The 18,136-nt window shown below is 64.0% G+C and carries 17 protein-coding genes; 6 read left to right on the top strand and 11 right to left on the bottom strand.

Annotated elements, in window-relative coordinates:
* Positions 1-96: 96 nt before the first annotated feature.
* The 6 genes from NATTI_RS0120055 to NATTI_RS0120080 all read right to left on the bottom strand — a co-directional run bounded on the left by NATTI_RS0120055 (position 97) and on the right by NATTI_RS0120080 (position 5,667).
* On the bottom strand, positions 97-1,473 hold the full coding sequence (locus tag NATTI_RS0120055; RefSeq protein WP_019992073.1) for a geranylgeranyl reductase family protein: 1,377 nt from the start codon (positions 1,471-1,473) through the stop codon (positions 97-99).
* A 180-nt stretch (positions 1,474-1,653) separates the two neighbouring features.
* Positions 1,654-2,097: a pyridoxamine 5'-phosphate oxidase family protein gene (locus tag NATTI_RS0120060; RefSeq protein ID WP_006088035.1), complete on the bottom strand. Its 444-nt coding sequence runs from the start codon at positions 2,095-2,097 to the stop codon at positions 1,654-1,656.
* 181 nt (positions 2,098-2,278) lie between these two features.
* Entirely contained in the window at positions 2,279-3,628 is a 1,350-nt protein-coding gene (locus NATTI_RS0120065; protein ID WP_006088033.1) for a sulfatase family protein, read from the bottom strand.
* 114 nt (positions 3,629-3,742) lie between these two features.
* Positions 3,743-4,171, bottom strand: a complete 429-nt coding sequence (locus NATTI_RS0120070; protein WP_006088031.1) for a universal stress protein — start codon at positions 4,169-4,171, stop codon at positions 3,743-3,745.
* Positions 4,172-4,288: 117 nt separating this feature from the next.
* The gene (locus NATTI_RS0120075; RefSeq protein WP_006088029.1) at positions 4,289-4,705 is read right to left on the bottom strand and encodes a universal stress protein; all 417 of its coding nucleotides are present in this window, start codon (positions 4,703-4,705) and stop codon (positions 4,289-4,291) included.
* A 221-nt stretch (positions 4,706-4,926) separates the two neighbouring features.
* Positions 4,927-5,667: a proteasome assembly chaperone family protein gene (locus tag NATTI_RS0120080; protein ID WP_006088027.1), complete on the bottom strand. Its 741-nt coding sequence runs from the start codon at positions 5,665-5,667 to the stop codon at positions 4,927-4,929.
* A gap of 104 nt (positions 5,668-5,771) precedes the next feature.
* On the opposite strand from NATTI_RS0120080, the gene NATTI_RS0120085 reads away from it, so the two are divergent.
* Both NATTI_RS0120085 and NATTI_RS0120090 read left to right on the top strand, forming a co-directional pair.
* Positions 5,772-6,683 (top strand): RsmB/NOP family class I SAM-dependent RNA methyltransferase, encoded by a 912-nt coding sequence (locus NATTI_RS0120085; protein ID WP_006088026.1) that lies wholly within the window; start codon positions 5,772-5,774, stop codon positions 6,681-6,683.
* Positions 6,680-7,237 (top strand): DUF7122 family protein, encoded by a 558-nt coding sequence (locus NATTI_RS0120090; protein WP_006088024.1) that lies wholly within the window; start codon positions 6,680-6,682, stop codon positions 7,235-7,237. The genes NATTI_RS0120085 and NATTI_RS0120090 overlap by 4 nt, the downstream gene beginning before the upstream one ends.
* Before the next feature lie 44 nt (positions 7,238-7,281).
* On the opposite strand, the gene NATTI_RS0120095 is transcribed toward NATTI_RS0120090, so the two are convergent.
* The 3 genes from NATTI_RS0120095 to NATTI_RS0120105 form a co-directional block, all read right to left on the bottom strand.
* Complete coding sequence (locus NATTI_RS0120095; RefSeq protein WP_006088023.1) at positions 7,282-8,208, bottom strand: ring-cleaving dioxygenase; 927 nt, start codon at positions 8,206-8,208, stop codon at positions 7,282-7,284.
* A 104-nt stretch (positions 8,209-8,312) separates the two neighbouring features.
* A complete protein-coding gene (locus NATTI_RS0120100; RefSeq protein ID WP_006088021.1) occupies positions 8,313-8,738 on the bottom strand; it encodes a response regulator in 426 nt (141 codons plus the stop codon).
* Between the two features lie 332 nt (positions 8,739-9,070).
* Entirely contained in the window at positions 9,071-10,609 is a 1,539-nt protein-coding gene (locus NATTI_RS0120105) for a DUF790 family protein (protein ID WP_006088020.1), read from the bottom strand.
* Between the two features lie 307 nt (positions 10,610-10,916).
* Between NATTI_RS0120105 and NATTI_RS0120110 the strand changes: the two genes are divergently transcribed.
* Positions 10,917-12,938 carry a glycoside hydrolase family 15 protein gene (locus NATTI_RS0120110; protein WP_006088019.1) on the top strand — a complete coding sequence of 674 codons (2,022 nt, stop codon included), beginning with the start codon at positions 10,917-10,919 and terminating at the stop codon, positions 12,936-12,938.
* A gap of 282 nt (positions 12,939-13,220) precedes the next feature.
* The gene (locus NATTI_RS0120115) at positions 13,221-14,180 is read left to right on the top strand and encodes a TIGR03885 family FMN-dependent LLM class oxidoreductase (RefSeq protein ID WP_006088018.1); all 960 of its coding nucleotides are present in this window, start codon (positions 13,221-13,223) and stop codon (positions 14,178-14,180) included.
* 57 nt (positions 14,181-14,237) lie between these two features.
* Here NATTI_RS0120115 and NATTI_RS0120120 read toward each other — a convergent pair whose 3' ends face one another.
* Positions 14,238-14,441, bottom strand: a complete 204-nt coding sequence (locus NATTI_RS0120120; RefSeq protein WP_006088017.1) for a DUF7501 family protein — start codon at positions 14,439-14,441, stop codon at positions 14,238-14,240.
* Between the two features lie 169 nt (positions 14,442-14,610).
* On the opposite strand from NATTI_RS0120120, the gene NATTI_RS0120125 reads away from it, so the two are divergent.
* Complete coding sequence (locus NATTI_RS0120125; protein WP_006088016.1) at positions 14,611-15,036, top strand: DUF7522 family protein; 426 nt, start codon at positions 14,611-14,613, stop codon at positions 15,034-15,036.
* Positions 15,037-15,186: 150 nt separating this feature from the next.
* Here the strand turns inward: NATTI_RS0120125 and NATTI_RS0120130 are convergent, their stop codons facing one another.
* Entirely contained in the window at positions 15,187-16,650 is a 1,464-nt protein-coding gene (locus NATTI_RS0120130) for a DEAD/DEAH box helicase (protein WP_193787777.1), read from the bottom strand.
* 184 nt (positions 16,651-16,834) lie between these two features.
* On the opposite strand from NATTI_RS0120130, the gene grpE reads away from it, so the two are divergent.
* A complete protein-coding gene (gene grpE, locus NATTI_RS0120135) occupies positions 16,835-17,971 on the top strand; it encodes a nucleotide exchange factor GrpE (RefSeq protein ID WP_006088014.1) in 1,137 nt (378 codons plus the stop codon).
* The last annotated feature ends 165 nt before the right edge of the window (positions 17,972-18,136 follow it).

Here is an 18,136-nt window from a genome sequence, read left to right on the forward strand (position 1 = left end):
ACCGCTAGCAGCGGTGCGCGGTGTGATATAAGTTAACTCGTTCTTCGACCGGTAAGCGGTTCGGCCGACGTTTACGAACGGTTCACGAAACAATACCTAATACTTCGGCTGGGCACCCGTAATGTCGTAGACGCGATCCATCACAGAGTCACGCTCTTTCTGCCAGGCCTCGAACTGGCCGGGACCGTCGGGATAGCTGTCGTAGACGTCTTTGAGCGAGCTAGCCGCGTTCTGGACTTTGTAGAGATCGTAGAGGGTGTCCCAGTGGCCGAACGTCTTCACGAGCGTCTTGAGTTTGAGCCCGAGACTCATGTCGGTGGTCCCCTTTTTGCCGATGGCGTCGACGAGTTGCTGGCCGGGGAGCGCCGTCACCATTGAGACGAGATCCGCCTGGTCGCGAGCGGTGCCGAAGATGTTGTAGCAGTCCATCGCGGCGAATCGCTTGCCGAAGTCGGTCTGGACGCGACGGTTGTACTCCCAGAGCGCGGCCTCGCTCACGTCGCCGTCCTCGATCGCTTCGATGGCGGCCTCGGCGGCCCAGTGGCCCGCCTTCGCGGCCCCGGGAATCCCCCCGCCGGTACAGGGATTGACGTGCGCTGCAGCGTCGCCGACAGCCACGTAGCCGGGGTGGACGGCCGAGTCGTAGGGCCGTCGCGTCGGGAGGGCCGCGCCGAGTTTGTTCTTCACCGTCGCGCCCGCGAACTCCGCGCGGTTCGCGATGTCGTCTTTGAGCACGTCGACCAGTTCCAGGGGTTGTTGGCACATCTGGAAGCCCAGGCCCGCGTTGATCTCCGTCGACGACCGCGGGAAGTACCAGAGATAGCCCAGTTCCTCGGTCGGCTTGAAGACGAGCGCGTCATCCCAGTCGACCGGTTCGGGTACCTCGAGCACCTCACGATAGGCCGAGCAGAACTGCGAGTAGTTGACGTTCGTATCGAACGTGGACCCCGAGAGGTCCGTTTTGTCCTGCAAGACAGAAAGCGCGCCTGCTGCGTCGACGACAATATCGGATCGATACTCGAGCGGGTCGCCGTCCCGAATCGCCGTCACGCCCTCGACCTGCCCGTTCGGCTGGATCACGTCGTTGACGACCGTGTCGTAGTGCAACTCGACGCCGGCGCGGTCGGTCTCCTCGAGCAACACCTGTCCGTACCGGAACCGGTCGACGACCGCGCCCGTCTCGTCGAACGGAATCTCGAGCGAGTCGCCCGACTGGGGGTTCTCGAAGATGCCCCGTGTGATCGCCTCGTTGGTGAACGATTCCTCCCTGAGTCGGTCGCGGTCGACGACATCGGGAAACGTACTCTTCCCCTTGATGCCGTCCCCGCAGGCGATGTAGCCGCCCTCGTCCTCGCTCTTTCGCTCGAGGAGGACGACGTCGAGTCCCGCTCGAGCGGCGGTCGCCGCGGCGAAACAGCCACCCGTTCCGCCTCCGACGACGACCATGTCGTACGACACCGACTTCGTTGTCATTGTTATCCGCTCGAAAGAGTTCGGGAACTAAAAATACGTGGGAAGTGTTTTGACGCCGTCACGAGGACGGAAACCGTCCGACGCATCCCGCCGTACTGTCGGCCGCTCGCCGCGACGCGTAAGCCACACGGCGAGAGACGAAATCTAATCCGTGTAAACGCCGATCGTCGGTGGTCCCGCTCACTCGCTGACGCTCTTTCGTCCTGTCAGCGTCTCCGGAACGAGCCGGAAGTCTCGAAACGAGATCTCTTCGCGCGGACGGTCGAACACGTCGACCGTCGGGATTTGAACCGCCCACATTCCCTGAACGGCGGCCGACTCGGCCGGGGCGTCAGCCAACTCCTCGAGGGAGCCGGTGGCGACGACGCTGCGCCAGCCGTCGTCAGTCTCGTCGAACACGACGAACGATACCGGCCTGTCGATCACGTCGCTCTTCGAACTGTCCGGTGGAAACGAGAGTCGAAAGTAGAAGTTTCCGGCGTCGGCGTAGTAGCCGTACGATACGGGGAGGGAAGCAGGCGACTCGCCCGCGTCCGACCCAAACGAAAGGACACCGACACCGCCGGTGTCTAGAAACGCGTCTCGTTCGTCCGCCGTCAGTTGAACCCAGCGTAACCCAGTCATAGCGAGTCGCTACAACGCGGACATTAAAAAACCTCGAACGCGTCGGATTGACAGGTATTCTCGGTTCGGGAATCGCATTCGACGTCTTCGGAGCAAACGACTCTGGTATGGCACTCGTCCGCCAGCCAACCTCACTCCGTCCCTCCCTCGAGCAGACCGAATAGGGTAGCGCGGCGGTCGTTCAGTCGGATTCGTGGGGCCACGCCGTAATGGTCTCGTAGTCGCCGGAGACGACCGGCCCGTCGAGCAGAGGGTCGTCGGTCTCGACCATCCAGTCGTGAAGTCGACCCGAGAGGTCCATCCGAACGTCCTGGTATCTGGGTTCGAAGACGACGTTCTCGTCTTCCTGGGGACTCTCCCGGAGATCGTACAGTTCCTCGTACGCTCGGGCGGGGACGCCGTCTCTCTCCCGGACCATCCGTCCGGCTTCGCTCGCGAAGATGTCCTTCGTGAGGTACACCTTCGGCAGGTGCCAGAAGTTTCGGATGTACTTGTACCGCTCCGTCCGTATCGCGCGGACCGGATTGTACATGTCGTGCCAGGTCATCTCCGCGAAGACGCGGTCGCGCTCCCCGTACCCGTCGTCGGTCAGGAGCGGCAGAAAGCTGCGTCCGTCGAGATCGGTCGGCGCGTCGATGTCGACGAGTTCGAGCAGCGTCGGCAGGAGGTCGACGTTGCTAATCAGTTCGTCGTACACGCTTCCGTCGTCGACAAGGCCCGGATAACGGAAAACCAACGCTGCCTCGATGCCGGCGTCGTAACAGCTCCCTTTGGCTCGAGGAAAGGCGATGCCATGTTCGGTGGTGAAGATCACGAGCGTCTCTTTCTCGAGACCGGTCTCGGCCAGCGAGTCGAGGATCGTCCCGACGGCGTCGTCGACGGCATACACCATCCCGCGCATCTCCGCGAGGTCGTGTCGAATGCCCCGGCGGTCGGGAAGGTACGACAACGGCGGGACTTCGTCAGGGTCGTCCGTCTCGTAGTGGTCAGAATCGAACCCGAACCGGCCGTGTTCCTCCTCGACGCGGTGGAGTTCGAAGAGACCGATCGACGCGAAAAACGGCGAGTCGAACGCCTCTCGCTCGAGGAAGCCCGAGACGACCGAGGCGACGTTTCGTGCCCTATTCGCCTGGTGGACGGACGGCGAGACGCCAGGGTAGAGGTTTCCCTCGGAGTGGACGTAGTCGTAGCGGAGTCGGTCGGTGTCCTGCGTGATGTGCTGGAGGCCGAAGAGGTGCGTCTCGTAGCCCGCGTCGCCGAGATAGTGCGGCAGGATGCGCTCGTCGTCGTGGAGTTCCCAGTCGCCGTGAGCGAGCCCCATGAGCCCGTTGACGTGAGGGAATCGGCCGGTCATCAGGCTGCCGCGGCTGGGCGAACACTGCGGCGCCGTCACGAAGTGGTTCTCGAAGCGGGCGCCAGTCGCCGCGAGGCCGTCGATCCGGGGCGTCTCGATGTCGACGTCGTAACAACCGAGGTACTGTCCGAGGTCGTGGCACGTAATCAAGACGATATTCGGTCGGGGACCAGTCATTTCACTCACACGTCCACGCCGTCTCGGATAACTGTTAGGCGTTGATAGCCGTCTCCGGACGGGGGGAGCGAACGATCGGCGGCAATCGGCTGCCATCGTCGCGTGCGAGAGACGCTATCGGACGACAGTCACCGGTACGTCTGCGCGCCTGACGACGAGTTCGGCGACGCTCCCCAGTCGCAGATCAGCGGGACCGCCCCGACCGCGGTGCCCCATGACGATACCGTCGAGATCGTTCTCACCCACGTATGCGACGATACACTGGGCAGCGGAGCCGAACGCGGTGTCCGTCTCGAGCGTCGCCTCGTCCGCGTCGATCTCGGCGCGCGCCGCTTCGAAGAGGTCCGCTACCTCGGCTCGCTGACGCTCGAGCCACTCCTCGGTCAGCGGCGGACGCCCTTCCTCCGCGTTCGGCGTCACCTCGAACGGATCGATCGCGTGAAAGAGGACGATTCGCGCGTCCGGGAAGCTCTCGAGGGCGTACTGCAGCGCTTTCTGTGCGTGCTCCGAGCCGTCGTGGGGAACGAGGATCGATCGTGCCATCCACTAATCGTTCGACGGAGACTGTTGTAAAATCTCACCCGCGGGATCGCCGTCCGGCCATCGTTTCGGACGATCCCGCGGCCGACTCGAGTCGACTGCGTGGCGACGATCGACCGATTACCGAACGACCGTCACGGGAACCGGCGACCGGCGAACGACCTTTTCGGCGACGCTGCCCAGCAGGACCCGCGAGACGCCGGACCGACCGTGGCTGCCGAGGACGATCTGATCGACGTCGTTCTCCGTCGCGAACGTGACAATACTGCGGGCGGGCGTCCCGAGGAGGATCTCCGTCGTCACCGACACGCCGTGCTCGTCGGCGAACTCCTGGGCTGCGTCGAGGAACGTTTCGGCGCGTTCCGTCTCGAGTTTGATGAGCCGCTGGTAGTCGTACGACATTTCGCCGCGGTACATCGTCAGCGCCGGATCGATTACGTGCAACAGCGTTACAGATGCGTCGGGAAACGCCGTGGTAGCGTGTTCGAGCGCTGCTCGAGCGGGTTCGGAGCCGTCGGTTGGAACTAACACGTGCATACCTGCACCGACGGTGAGTGGCCCTAAATAACCAAACGCCGGCTCGAGTTGGCGAGGCGCCGTTGGGCCGAGTTGGGGCCGCCGCGGGTTCCGGTGAGCGACGGGTCCTGCGGTGGTGCCGTCTACCCTAACGACTGAAACGATTGACACACGGATCGCAACGCGGGCCTGCGATCGGATGTGCAGTGACGGTCAGTGGCTACTATAGAACGCGAGCGATGTCACTGATACATCCGCAGCGGCTGGGCCTGCGAGCTCTCCTCCTGTCCGATCTGTTGCATCTGCTGGGCGAACTGTTCGCGTTTCTCTTTGATCTCCTCGGCGCGGTCGAGGAGGTCTTCGACGTCGATCTCGAGGTCGGCGATCGGTGCGATTCCCTCCTCGAGGAGGACGCTCGCGGCCTCGGGATCGGGGAACTGCGGACTCGATTCGACGACCAGCCCGACGCTGTCAAGATCGCGGTGTGCGGCGCGATTGATGAGCGCCCCGGTCGGCCCGGTGATGACGCCGTCTTCGGGCGGGACATCGATGTCGTGGGCCTCGAGCGTCTCGCCGGCGTCACCGGTCGCGATACCGTAGATATCCGGCGCCTCCTCCCGCTCCGACGGAAGCCCGCTGAGATAGATCGGCGTCGCCTCCTGGGCGACGGTCCACTCAGTTACGCAGTCGGAAACGGTACCGACGGCCTCGGATCCGATCGGCGCGTCGCTCTGGAGTGCGAACAGATCGTGCTCCTCGCTGACGTAGATCCGTACCGGTGGGCGAGCCGTCCGGTCGCCGCCGCGATAGACGCCGATTCGCGGTAGTCCCTCACAGTCGACACCCGCGTAGTAGCGCATGTCGAGTTCGCGGACAAGGTGGTCGGTCGCGATCTTCCCGACGAGGCCCAGCCCGGGGAAACCCTCGATCAGCGTCGGCTCCTCAAGGTCGGCCTCCGATTCCTGTAAACAGATCTGTGCCATGTGTGAGAGGACTGTCGGCGGCGGCTTAAAATCGAGGGCGCGCGAGCCAAGCGGCTCCGGCCGCTTCGAAACCCACAAACGCCGGGCACCCGAATTCCGGGCTAATGGAGCCATTCGAGCGGTATCGACCCATCGTCGACGATTTCGAGGCGTTTCTCGCGGCCTGCGAGCGACCGCTCGGCAACGCCGTGCGCGTCAACACCATCAAGGCGTCCGTCGAGCGAACGCTCGAGACCCTAGACGAGGACGGTGTCACGTACGAACAGGCGAATTGGAACCCACGAGTGTTGCGTCTCGAGACCGATTCACCGGGGTCGACGTGGACGTCGTTCCACGGCTTTACCCACGGCCAGGAGGAGGTGTCGGCAGTGCCGCCGGTCGTTCTCGATCCACAACCCGGCGAGCGAGTCTGGGACTGCTGTGCCGCGCCGGGAGGCAAGGCGACCCAGATCGCGGCGCTGATGGACGACCGCGGGACCGTCGTCGCGAACGACAACAACCTCGGTCGCATCTCGGCCCTGCGATTCAACGCGGAGCGACTCGGGGCGACGAGTCTGGCGGTGACAGTCGATGACGCGCGCAACTACTCGCTGAAGCGGTTTCCCTTCGACGAGTTCGACCGGACGCTCGTCGACGCCCCCTGTTCCTGCGAGGGAACGATCCGGAAGAACCCAGACGCGCTTGATAACTGGTCGGAAGGCCACATCTCCTCGATCGCGGGCATTCAGAAAGGGATCCTGCGACGAGCGATCCAGGCCACCCGCGAGGGCGGCACGGTCGTCTACTCGACGTGTACCTTCGCCCCCGAGGAGAACGAGGCCGTCGTTCAGCACGCACTCGAGGCGGAGTCCTGTCGCGTCGTCGACTTCGAGATCGAACTCGAGCACTCGCCGGGACTCACGGAGTGGGAGGGCGAAACCTTCGACGAGAGCCTCAAGCAAGCGATCAGGATCTATCCGCACCAGAACGATACTGGTGGCTTCTTCGTCGCGAAACTGGAGGTGACCGCCGAATGACTGCAGATAACGACGGCCAGCGATTCGATCGACTTCCCGAAACGCCGAGCGATCGAACCGTCGAGGGTCGAGCCAGTCGCGCGGAAGTTGTCGACTACTTCGCGGATCGGTTCGGTATCCCCGCCGAGACCTTCGACGACTACACGTTCTGGGAGAAAGGCGCCGGCAAGATCTGGATCTACGCCGGCGAGGCTGAGACGCCGCTCGAGATCGAAGCCATCGGAATGACCTGCCTGCGCACCAGACAGGAACACTGGAAGCCGACGACGGACTTCGCCCAGCGCTTCGGCCGCGAGGCCACGGAGTGCGTGATCGAACTGGACCGGCAGGAGGCGCGCGCATTCGCGGCGGGCGAGGACCAGGAGATCGAGCGCTGGGACGGCGACTGGGGCTACCTGATCGGTGCCCACGAGATCGGGGCCGAGCCGGAGAGCCGACCAAAGCGAGACGGTGACGCCGTCGAGCGAGAGAACCTCGAGCCGCTGGGGATCGGCCTCTACGTCCACGGCGAACTGCGGTCGATGGTCCCCAAGGGACGACAGCGCGATTTGTAGCGCAACTCACTCGACGCTCCGTCGACCGGCCGAGAATTGACCGATCAGGGAGAGAGCGCCGGCAATCCGGCTTCGATCTCCTCGCGTCGGTCCTCGAGCCACTCGGTGAGGACGAGCCGTTCGCCTAACTCGTCGAGCTCTTCGTCGACCGTGTAGCCCGGTTCCGCAGTCGCGAACTCGAAGAGAATTCCGCCGTGTTCGCGGGCGTAGACCGACTCGAACCACTTGCGGTCGATGATTCCGGTCGGGCGAAGCCCCCGATCCATCAGGAGCTGACGCCAGTCGGGCTGGTCGTGCCTCGTGACCCGAAACGCGACGTGGTGGACGGTTCCCGCACCGGGAATCCCGCGGGGGGCCTGCGGATCCTCGCGCACGTCGACGACGTATCCCAGGTCGCCGTCCGCTTCGTACCGGTATCGGCTCCCGTCGCGGTCGGTCTGTCGGTACCCCATCTCTTTCAGTAGCTCGCCGGTGGCGTCGCCGCTCGTCAACGAGAGCGTGACGCCGAAGAAACCGCGAATCGCGTGGGCGTGGGGAACCGGGCTCTCGGGTAGATTCGGCGACGGTGCGTCCTCGCGGGCGACCAGTTCCAGCGGGAGTCCGTCGGGATCGACAAAGGAGAGCACGGTGTCGCCGAACCGTTCGCGGGGCTTCTCGAGGTCGACACCGGCGTCTTCGAGTCGCTTGCGCCAGTAGTCGATCGATCCGGCGGGGACGAGAAACGAGACGGCGCTGGCCTGGCCCGCCCCGACCTGTCCGGGCCGAGCGTCAGTGTAGGGGAAAAAGGTCATACTCGTTCCCGGCGCCCCCTCGTGATCCGCGTAGAACAGGTGATAGACCGAGACGTCGTCCTGGTTGACGCTTTGCTTGACGAGTCGCAGACCGAGCGTCTCCGTGTAGAACTCGTGATTTTCTCGCGGATCGCTCGCGATCGCAGTGACGTGGTGGATGCCGGGCGTGTCGGCGGGCATACTCGTTTCTACACCGTCTGCGGGGATAATGGTGGGGCCGGTGGGATGAGAACTCGAACGGATCGGGGTGGCACCGGAGCTGTGTCAGGTCAAGAATCGACAGATCACGCCGGGGCTGGCGGCAGCGTCGCCTCCTCGAACCAGAACGCTTCGACCGCTTTTCCCAGTTTTGTGAACTCGTCGGGGTTGCTCGGCTTGGTGAGATACGCGTTCGCATACAGTTCGTAGCTCCGGGCGACATCTTCTTCGGCCTTCGAACTCGTCAGGACGAGCACCGGCGGCGCGGTCAGTTCGTCGTCGTTCTTGATCTCCTCTAAGACCTCGAACCCGCTAATCCGTGGGAGATTGAGATCTAGTAGCGCAAGATCGAGTTCGGTGGTCGAACCGGCTCGCTGTCGCTCGCGAAGCAACTCGAGGGCCGCATCGCCGTCGTGGACCGTGTGGAACGTCGTCTCGACGTTCGCCTCCCGGAACGCCTCCTCTATCAGGCGAACGTCGCCGGGATTGTCCTCGACGAGCAAGATCTGCATGGGTTCAGTAGAGCGAGAATCCTTCACGAGTCGTGCACATATGGACACTGACATCTCAACGGCTTAAGGATACCTACTAATATCGTTGGAACGGAGTCCATGTTCGCGATCGGGAACCGGCAGTCGCACGGTATCCTGACAAGTTTCTTCCCACGAGCCGTTCGGCTGGGATCCTGGTGCATACCGTCTCACTCGAGCGAACGGTCGAGCCGGACCGAAGACGGTCTGAACGCGATCAACAATATTTTCGTTTAATCGACAGAAAGCTGGAGAGCAAGTCTCGTCGATCGATCCACCAGTGCGACAGCTGATCGACGCCTCGCCGACTCTCGTTAGCGCTCGACTAGCGTTCCGCCTGCCAGTCCCTCCCACTCGACGCGGTAACCGAGCGCCGAGAGGAGGGCACTCGAGTCGGAAATTCCGACGTTCTCAAGTGTGCTTTCGGCCGCCGCGAGGTTCATCCCGGCCTCGAGATCGTCGCTGAGCGAGTCGAGTACCGCCGGCCTGACGAGCGTTCGGCCGACCCGCTCGTGGTCGGGTGTCGAGATATCAGCGAGTGCGTCCTCGCTCACGCCGTGGCGGGCGGCGAGGGTCTCGAGCGAGACGACAGCCGCGTCGGGCCGCAGTTCGTCGGGCAGCGACGCGGCGCTTTCGGCGACGAGTTGACGTTCGTACTCCCGGAGGACATCGGCGACGTCCTTGACGCGGACGGTGTCGGTGTAGGGAATCGCCCGGAAGTCTCGAGCGGCGATCTCTTCGCCGACGCCCAGCGACTCGTCGACGGCCACGATCAGTTCGACGTCCTCGAGTCCCTCGAGCTGTCCGAGCTTCTTTGCGACGTACTCCGGCGTCCAGAAGCCCATGATTTCGAAGTAGACCCGGAAATCGGCGTGTTCGTAATCGAACGCGAAATCCGGGATCATCACGCGCGTTCCGGTCGCAAGCGGCTCCGGCTCCCGTACGAGGTCCCACTCGAGTCCCAGATTCGAGAACCGTCCGGCGAAATCGGCTTCGACGCCGCTGTCGAAGGAGACCTCGGCAACCGGGTCCGCGTCGGGAACGCTGACGGGATCCTCGTGAGAGAGCATGAGCGTACGCTCGGTCCCGCGGTCGTCGACGGTCGCCTCGAGGTGCCACTCGTCGGCTTTTACGACGGTGCGCAGGAGCCGCGCGAAGCGAGTGCCGTACCGGCGAGTCGCCCGAAAGAGCCGCGTAGGCCCGGTGACGATGATTTCGCGTTCGACGATCCCGTCGCGTTCCGGGTGATTCGTCCCTTCGCCCTCGAGTCGGCGAATTTCGTACATCAGTCGCAGCCGTTTGATCGCCGAAATCAACGCTTTGGGGTCGCTCGAGCGCACGCGAATCTCCGTCGCGTCGAACAGCGCCGTCTGGGCCAGCGAGAGGTTGTACTGTGCGACGAGGCCGTCGGGATCCCACGGTGAGTCGAGTGCTGTCAGCAGCTGTCGTTCCTCGAGGTCGGCATAGAGCGCGCGCTCGAGGTCGTCCGCCGAGACGCCGAGCGACTCGCCGGCGCGAACGAGCGCCATCGCTCGCTCGTCTTCGGTGACGACGCCGACGGCCTCGGCGGCCTCGAACGCCGCTTTTCGGGCACGTTCGGGTTCGAGGGCGGCGTCTGTCTCGAAGGTGGCCTCGCGCTCGAGCAGGGCGGAAAAGCCGCGGACGAGTTTGAAGTCCTCGGCGTCGCGCTCGAGGTCAGTTATTGCGTCCTCGAGCGCCGAGCGAGGTTCGCCGACGTGGCCCTGATAGGTTCCGATGACGCGGGCGGCCAGCGGTCGATGCTCTCGGTCGGCGAACTGGGGGTGGTAGCCGCCACCGGCCCGCGAGACGCGCAACAGGTCCTTCGTCAGCATCCGTCTCGGTATCGGCGCGGGGCGCTCAAAAGCACCCCGCTCGGTCGATGGGCCGAACTGGACACAGAACCGCCACCGTTCAGGCAGCGATATTACGGTGACACGAGCGACGCGATCGCTGACGGCGAAACGGCAGCCCGATTGACGGTCGACCGACGCGGGCGAATCGGATCCGAGACAGTGTTCGCGACGGGACTGTCCGCCCGTCGTAAATCACACTTTTGCCGGTCCGCGTCGAATCGGTCGTATCGTCCGACCGAACGGAGTCGACCAGTAGCAAATCGGATTACAATACGCTCTTCGACACATGGACGACGAATTTCTCCCGATCGACGACTACGGTGTTATCGGTAACGACGATCGGTGCGCGCTCGTCGGTCGAAACGGCTCGATCGACTGGTACTGCGTCCCCCACATCGAGTCGCCCAGCGTGTTCGCCTCGATTCTCGACAGCGAGGACGGCGGCCGGTTTGCCGTTCGACCCGCCGCTGAGTACGAGGCGAGCCACCAGTACGTCGAGCGAACGAACGTCCTCGAGACGACGTTCGAAACCGACGGCGGAACGGCGACGGTGACAGATTTCATGCCCGTACCGGGGCCTGACGCGGTTCGCGACGGGGAAAACGAAGACGACGGCGACGAACCAGAAAATGAAGACGGCGAGACCGACGAACGACTACAACGGGCCATCTACCGCAAAATCGAGGCCGTGTCGGGAACCGTCGAGATGGAGGTCGTCTTCGAGCCTCGGTTCGGCTACGCGCGGGTTCCGACAGCCCTCGAGCGGACTGAACGCGGCGATATCGTCGCGACCGAAGCGGGCGAGGACGAAGCCGACTCGGCGAACGCCGACCGCCAGGAGCCGGCTCCCGAGGACGATCGACTGCACGACCACGAGGACGGAGCACTCTACCTTCACGGCGATATCGACCTCGAGATCGACCCGGTCGACTCGACCGCGACGGCCACGGTGGCGCTCGAGGCGGGCGAGACCCGGTGGCTCTCTCTCCAGTACGGAGACCCGAACCGGCGATCCGTCGAGGAGTACGAGGGACACCTCCAGGGAACGATCGACTACTGGCGGACGTGGCTCGACGGCTGCGAGGAGTCGGCGACGGACATCTTCGAGTTCGAGGAGGAGTGGCGAGACGCCCTCGTTCGATCCGCGCTGGTTCTCAAACTGTTGATCCACGACGAGACCGGCTCGATCGTCGCCGCCCCGACGACGTCGCTTCCCGAGGAGATCGGCGGCGAACTCAACTGGGATTACCGGTACAACTGGATCCGGGACGCGAAGTTCACGATTCAGGCGCTCCAGAACGCCGGCCAGTCCACGGAGGCCCACCGCTACTTCGAGTGGTTCCGAGAGATCGGCCACGAAACGCCCGAAGAAATCCAGCCGCTGTACGGTCTCCACGGCGAATCGAACCTCGAGGAGGAGTGTCTCGACCACCTCTCGGGCTATCGGGAGTCGACGCCGGTACGAATCGGCAACGCCGCGGCGACCCAGGTGCAACTGGACATCTACGGCACGATCATCCAGGGGATCTACGAGACGATCCGCTACGAGAACGGGCTCTCGGAGTACGACTGGGAGTCGATTCGCGCCCTCGCCGGCTACGTCTGCGAGCACTGGGAGGAACAGGACAAGAGCCTCTGGGAGTTTCGCGACCTCGAGGCACACTTCGTCCACTCGAAGCTGCTGTGCTGGGTCGCCCTCGACCGCGCGCTCCGGCTGGCCGAGGAGTACGACCGCGACGGCCCGATCGAGCGCTGGGAGCGGGAACGCGAGGCGATTCGGACGGCGATCGAGGAGCGCGGGTACGACGAGGAGCGCGGCAGTTTCGTCCAGTTCTTCGACGCCGACGACGCGCTGGACGCGACCGCGCTGCTGCTCCCAATCTATGACTTCCTGCCGGCCGACGACGAGCGCGTCCAGAACACGATCGATACGATCCTCGAGGAGTTGACGACCGACGACGGACTCGTCTACCGATTCGCCGACAGCCCCGCGCGGCCGAGAGAACCCGGCGGATTCGTTATCTGCTCGTGCTGGCTCGTCGACGCGCTCGTCCTCTCCGGGCGACTCGAGGAGGCCAACGAGATCTTCGAACAGCTCCTCGAGCACACCTCCTCGCTCGGCCTCCTCTCGGAGATGATCCACGACGAAGACGGAACCTTCCTCGGGAACTTCCCGCAGGCGTTCAGCCACATCGGCCTGCTCAACAGCGCGATCTACCTCGCGAGTGCGAGCGATATTGAGGACGCTACGCCCGAGGAACGCGAGAGCAGTGCGGCGACGCCGCTGTTCCGACGGCACCAGACCTGAGCCCGCTCGTTCCACCGACATCGACCGCTACACTATCGAATCGGCCAGTTGTGGCGGAACGTCGACCGCGAGTCAAGCAGCACCACGCCGTGGAACTAAGTAGCGTTTTGTGGAGGTACCGACCGTGCAGGCGACGAACCCGCAGACGGCGGGTTCGCCTACGGATAAGACGGGCTGCAACCGGGAAGGCGTACTCACGAAACGCACCCGAGCAGCCGAAGTCGCGACGACGATCACGCACGGTCGCGATGAGACTCGTACTGCAGACGAGGGAGACAGATCATGACCAAGATCGGCTACCACGCTTCGCACGAACAGTTCGCGCCGAGTGACCTCCTCGAGTACACCACGCTCGCGGACGAGCGGGGGTTCGACCACGCCCTCGCGTCGGATCACTTCCACCCCTGGAGCGAGCGCCAGGGCGAGTCGGGGTTCGTCTGGTCGTGGCTCGGGTCAGCGCTCGAGGCGACCGAGATGACCTTCGGAACGGTCAACGCGCCCGGCTACCGCTACCATCCCGCGATCATCGCCCAGAGCGCGGCGACGCTGCGCGAGATGTACCCCGAGCGGTTCTGGCTGGCCGTCGGCAGCGGGCAGTTGCTCAACGAGGGGATCACAGGCACCGATTGGCCCGTCAAGCGCGAGCGGAACGCCCGCCTCGAGGAGTGTGCGGACGTCATGCGCCGACTCTGGGACGGCGAGGAGGTGACCCACCACGGCCGGGTCGACGTCGAACAGGCCCAACTCTACTCGCGACCCGAGACAGCCCCGCCGCTGATCGGCGCCGCACTGTCGGAGGAGACCGCGGCGTGGCTCGCCGGGTGGGCCGACGGGATGATCACGATCGCGACGCCGGATCACGAGGACGACGCGGCTCGCGTCGAGGCGTTCAAAGAAAAGGCGCCCGATAAACCGGTCTTCCTCAAGGCCCAGCACTCCTACGACGACAGCGACGACGCCGCACTCGAGGGCGCCTACGAGCAGTGGCACACCAACTGCGTGCCGGGCCCGGTAACCCAGGAGCTCCGGACACCCGAGCAGTTCGACGACCTCTCGGAGACCGTCGACGAGGAACAGGTCGCGGAGAACGTCCGCGTTTCGTCGGACCTCGAGGAGCACGTTGCGTGGCTCGAGACCGATTTCAAACTCGACGTGGAGCGGGTGTTCGTCCATAACGTCAATACGAATCAGGAGACGTTCATCGAGGCGTTCGGAGAAGAGGTACTACCCGAGTTCGAGTGAGCCAACCGTACCGTCTCGAGTGCTCTCGGTCTCGGCGGGGCGACCGCGGACGTTTCGCTACCCGCCCCATTCCCCACCAATGTCGTCAGCGACGTTCTCTCGCCACTGCTCGAAGCGGTCTCGACAGGCCTCGTTCTCGTCGTTCTCGACGTGGTCAATGAACCCTGGACCGCCGTCCGAGAGCCCGTGACCACAAAACGGGCAGAAGTCCGGGTTGTTCCACGCGTCCGACTCTCGAGGCGGATGATCGTGATCGGTCACACTCGTCTCACACCACCGAGCTATATCAATTGTCTCCCGAACGCGACCCGGCCCTCGTCGGTCGGCAGCGACAGCGACCCGAATCGCTCGAGACGACTCGTCCTGTGCGCTGGCCGCTGTGACATCTGTGAGCGAAACGCTTGATATCGTACGACGCCTCTAGGACTCGATGATAAACGAAACGTATCGCACGGACATCAGTACCGACACCGCGACTGAACTCGCGAGCGTCGCACGTACTAGCCTCGGTGACACGCTCCGAAGCATCATCTACTTTACACCGTCGTCGTTCGACATCATCTATCTCCGTCAGGGCCTCTACGATTCCCCCGACGCGGCACGGCCGGATAAGAAGCAATTGGTCGAACTCGAACGAGTCGGTTTCGCGGAAGTCCCCGTTCGAACGACAACCGCCGAGCGCGGGGATGGCTTGAGTATCGGTCCCTATGAGTTCACCATCCGGTTCCACGACGACGGGTTCGTCATCAGAGTCCTGCAAGACGACGCGGGAGTGATCCTGACGGCCGATAGCATGGACGTCAACGCGTTCGAAGATGCGGCAATCGCCATCCGGCGGCTGCTCAGTAGCGAGTAGCCGAGGCGGTGTGAACGGACCGACACACCGATTTGGATGGAGCCGATCCCGATCGAAACAGGGCGTTCTGTTGGCTCTTCCCCTCGTTAGCGGAGCTTTCACGTCCCGCGAATCGAACGACGAGTGTACTCTACGGGGCTACTCACGGAGCTACGTTCCGTCTCGTCGACGACTCGAGACGCCTTCCTCGCTCGTGTCCGCCGAAACGACCTCGTACAGAACCGCCCGGCTCCCGTCGGCCTTCGGGCGCAGAATTCGCCCCAACCGCTGGACGAACTCCCGTTCGCTCCCGCTGCCCGAGAGGACGACCGCGACCGAGGCGTCGGGGACATCGACGCCCTCGTCCAACACGTTCGAGGTCGCGATTCGGGTATACGTCCCGTCGCGAAACCGCTCGAGGACCTCTCGACGCTCCGCGACTCCCGTCTGGTGGGTGATCGTCGGGATCAAAAACCGCTCGCTGACGTCGTACGCGAGGTCGTTGTGGGCCGTAAAGACGATCGTCCGCTCCTCGCGGTGGTCGTCCAGAACGTCCGCGAGCGCCTCGAGTTTGGCCTCGCTGCCGTACATGATCTCGCGAGCGCGCTGGCGGGCGAGCAACGCCTCGCGCGCCTCGGGGTCGCTGCCGGAGCGTTTGACGAGTTCCTGGTAGTCCGAACCGCTTTGCATGTTGATCCCCGAGCGTGCCAGATAGTTTGTAAACGTCTCCTGGGCTCGCTCGTACGCCTCGCGTTCGTCGGACGTGAGGGCCACTTCGAGTCGCTTCAGGTCGTAATTCGCGAGGTGGTCGCCCGCCAACTCGTCGACGTCGACGCGGTGGATCAGCGGGCCGGCGATCTCTTCGATGATCTCGTGGGCGTCGTCCGGACGCTCGAACGTCGCCGTGAGCCCAAGTCGTGCGGGCGCGGCGAGCAGGCGAGCGATCTCGCGGTAGCCCTCCCCGCCGAGGTGGTGGACCTCGTCGAAGACGACGAGGCCGAAGCGGTCGCCCACCGAATCGGCTTTCAGGTACGCCGAGTCGTACGTCGAGACCGTGATCGACTCGAGGCGTTGTTCGCCGCCGCCGAAGCGGCCGATATCGCATTCGAACTCACGGTCCAGTTCACGCTGCCACTGCTCTAACAGGTCGATCGTCGGGACGACGACGAGTGTCGGGACCGAGAGCCGTTCGATCGCCTTCAGGGCGATAACGGTCTTTCCGCTCCCCGTCGGGAGTTCGAGGACCCCCGCGGGCGCGGTAGTAATCGGGTCGTCGTCCGCCGCGTTCGCTCCCCACCGATCCGTCTCGAGCCACGTCTCGAGTGCCTCCTGTTGATACGCGCGAAGTTCGTACGCCGACCGGAGCGGCGGGAGCGAGTCGAGGGCGAGCACGCGGTCGTCGATTCGATCAGAGACGCTCACAGCGTCCAGCAGCGCTGCTCGAAGCGCCGCGTACCGAAACCCCGGCACGCGCCAGCCGTCGGTCCGCGGGTCGCGCTCGAGGTCGAGAACCGACTCCCGGAGGAAGGATGGGGAGACGGACGCCTCCCCGAGTCCGTCGATTCTGACGGTGCCGTCCTCGTAGCGGAGCGCGATCGATTCCGGATCCGTCCGCTCGTCGCGTGGCCGCGTCACGGTGACCGATCCGAGCGGGGCGAACAAATACTGTCGGGATAGCGATGGCGGCAGTTGGGACGACGAACGCAGTCGAAACGAGTCCGCGAATACGGTCGGAGGGCATCGACGGCCGAGGGCAAAAATCGGGGGCCGTCGGACCCCTACCTCAACCCTTTTATTACCGGTGTTCCTTGACTGGCACATGAGCGAAGACGAGGGCACGAACTCTTCAGCCCAGAGTGTCCCGTCCGAGGAGCAATCCGACGACGGCGAGATGATCGACGGCGACTCCGCCTCGGTGGACGCGGACGGGTCGGACGCCGAATCCGCCCCTGCTGGCGACGCCGAATCTGACGGAGACGACTCGAGCGTCGGTGCGGCAGACACCGTCGAGGAATCCGACAGCGAACCGTCCGCGCCGCCCCAGACGAGCGAGGACATTCAGGAACTGCTCGACGACGTGACCGAGTACGACGACGAACTCGCCCACCAGGTCAGCGCCATCGTCGACGAGGCTCGCGACCTGAACGGCACCGTCGCCCACCAGCGCGAGGAACTCGAGGATCTCTCCGAGCGCGTCGAGGAACAGGCTGAGACCATCGGCGAGCTACAGGACGAACTCGAAACTCGAGAGGAACAGGTCGAGGAACACGAGGAGACGGTCGAGGATTTGAAAAGTCGCCTCAAGCGCAAGCAGGCCGACTTCCAGAACTACAAGAAGCGAGCCAAAAAGCGCCAACAGCAGATCAAAGACCGAGCGACCGAGGATCTCGTCGAACGACTGCTCGGCGTTCGAGACAACCTGAAACGCGCGCTCGAGGAGGACAGCGACGACGCGGAGAGCCTCCGGCAGGGCGTCGAGATGACGAAACGGGAGTTCGACCGCATCTTGGAGGACGAGAACGTCTCGGAGATCGATCCCGACCCCGGCACGGCGACCGACCCACAGCGCCACGAGGTCATGATGCAGGTCGACAGCGCCCAACCGGAGGGGACCGTCGCCGACGTCTACACGCCCGGCTACGAGATGGGCGACAAGGTCATCCAGAACGCGCAGGTGACGGTCTCGAACGGCGAACTCGAGGCCGAAGAAGAGACGACGCCGAACGAGAGCGGCGACGATGGCGAGAACGGCGGCGAGGAGACCGAGGAAGCGTCCGAAACGTCAGACGCGGATGTGGACTCGAACGATGACGGTGTGGCTGCCGACGACGCCGAGAAATCGGCTGATGGGGAGGACGAGGAGCCAGCGATCGAACTCGGTGGCGACATCGCGAGCGACGAGTCCGCGGACGCCGAAGGGGACAGCTCCACCGACTCCGACGAAACTGCCAACTGAAAGAGCAGTCGGCCGCTTATCGCCGGATCATTCTCGACGACCGACATCATATTATCGTGGCCAAAGTCGAATATACTCGAGTCGTTGCAGCCGCTGCTCCCGCCATTCACGGGCGTTTGAGTGGATTTTATTCGCCTCACGATACTGCCTAGTAACCTTTAAAAC

This window comes from Natronorubrum tibetense GA33 (assembly GCF_000383975.1).
Lineage (GTDB): Archaea > Halobacteriota > Halobacteria > Halobacteriales > Natrialbaceae > Natronorubrum > Natronorubrum tibetense.

Bases quoted from the DNA above. Each gene is read 5' to 3' on its own strand.
- NATTI_RS0120055 (WP_019992073.1), bottom strand. From the start codon at position 1,473: ATGACAACGAAGTCGGTGTCGTACGACATGGTCGTCGTCGGAGGCGGA.
- NATTI_RS0120060 (WP_006088035.1), bottom strand. From the start codon at position 2,097: ATGACTGGGTTACGCTGGGTTCAACTGACGGCGGACGAACGAGACGCG.
- NATTI_RS0120065 (WP_006088033.1), bottom strand. From the start codon at position 3,628: ATGACTGGTCCCCGACCGAATATCGTCTTGATTACGTGCCACGACCTC.
- NATTI_RS0120070 (WP_006088031.1), bottom strand. From the start codon at position 4,171: ATGGCACGATCGATCCTCGTTCCCCACGACGGCTCGGAGCACGCACAG.
- NATTI_RS0120075 (WP_006088029.1), bottom strand. From the start codon at position 4,705: ATGCACGTGTTAGTTCCAACCGACGGCTCCGAACCCGCTCGAGCAGCG.
- NATTI_RS0120080 (WP_006088027.1), bottom strand. From the start codon at position 5,667: ATGGCACAGATCTGTTTACAGGAATCGGAGGCCGACCTTGAGGAGCCG.
- NATTI_RS0120085 (WP_006088026.1), top strand. From the start codon at position 5,772: ATGGAGCCATTCGAGCGGTATCGACCCATCGTCGACGATTTCGAGGCG.
- NATTI_RS0120090 (WP_006088024.1), top strand. From the start codon at position 6,680: ATGACTGCAGATAACGACGGCCAGCGATTCGATCGACTTCCCGAAACG.
- NATTI_RS0120095 (WP_006088023.1), bottom strand. From the start codon at position 8,208: ATGCCCGCCGACACGCCCGGCATCCACCACGTCACTGCGATCGCGAGC.
- NATTI_RS0120100 (WP_006088021.1), bottom strand. From the start codon at position 8,738: ATGCAGATCTTGCTCGTCGAGGACAATCCCGGCGACGTTCGCCTGATA.
- NATTI_RS0120105 (WP_006088020.1), bottom strand. From the start codon at position 10,609: ATGCTGACGAAGGACCTGTTGCGCGTCTCGCGGGCCGGTGGCGGCTAC.
- NATTI_RS0120110 (WP_006088019.1), top strand. From the start codon at position 10,917: ATGGACGACGAATTTCTCCCGATCGACGACTACGGTGTTATCGGTAAC.
- NATTI_RS0120115 (WP_006088018.1), top strand. From the start codon at position 13,221: ATGACCAAGATCGGCTACCACGCTTCGCACGAACAGTTCGCGCCGAGT.
- NATTI_RS0120125 (WP_006088016.1), top strand. From the start codon at position 14,611: ATGATAAACGAAACGTATCGCACGGACATCAGTACCGACACCGCGACT.
- grpE (WP_006088014.1), top strand. From the start codon at position 16,835: ATGAGCGAAGACGAGGGCACGAACTCTTCAGCCCAGAGTGTCCCGTCC.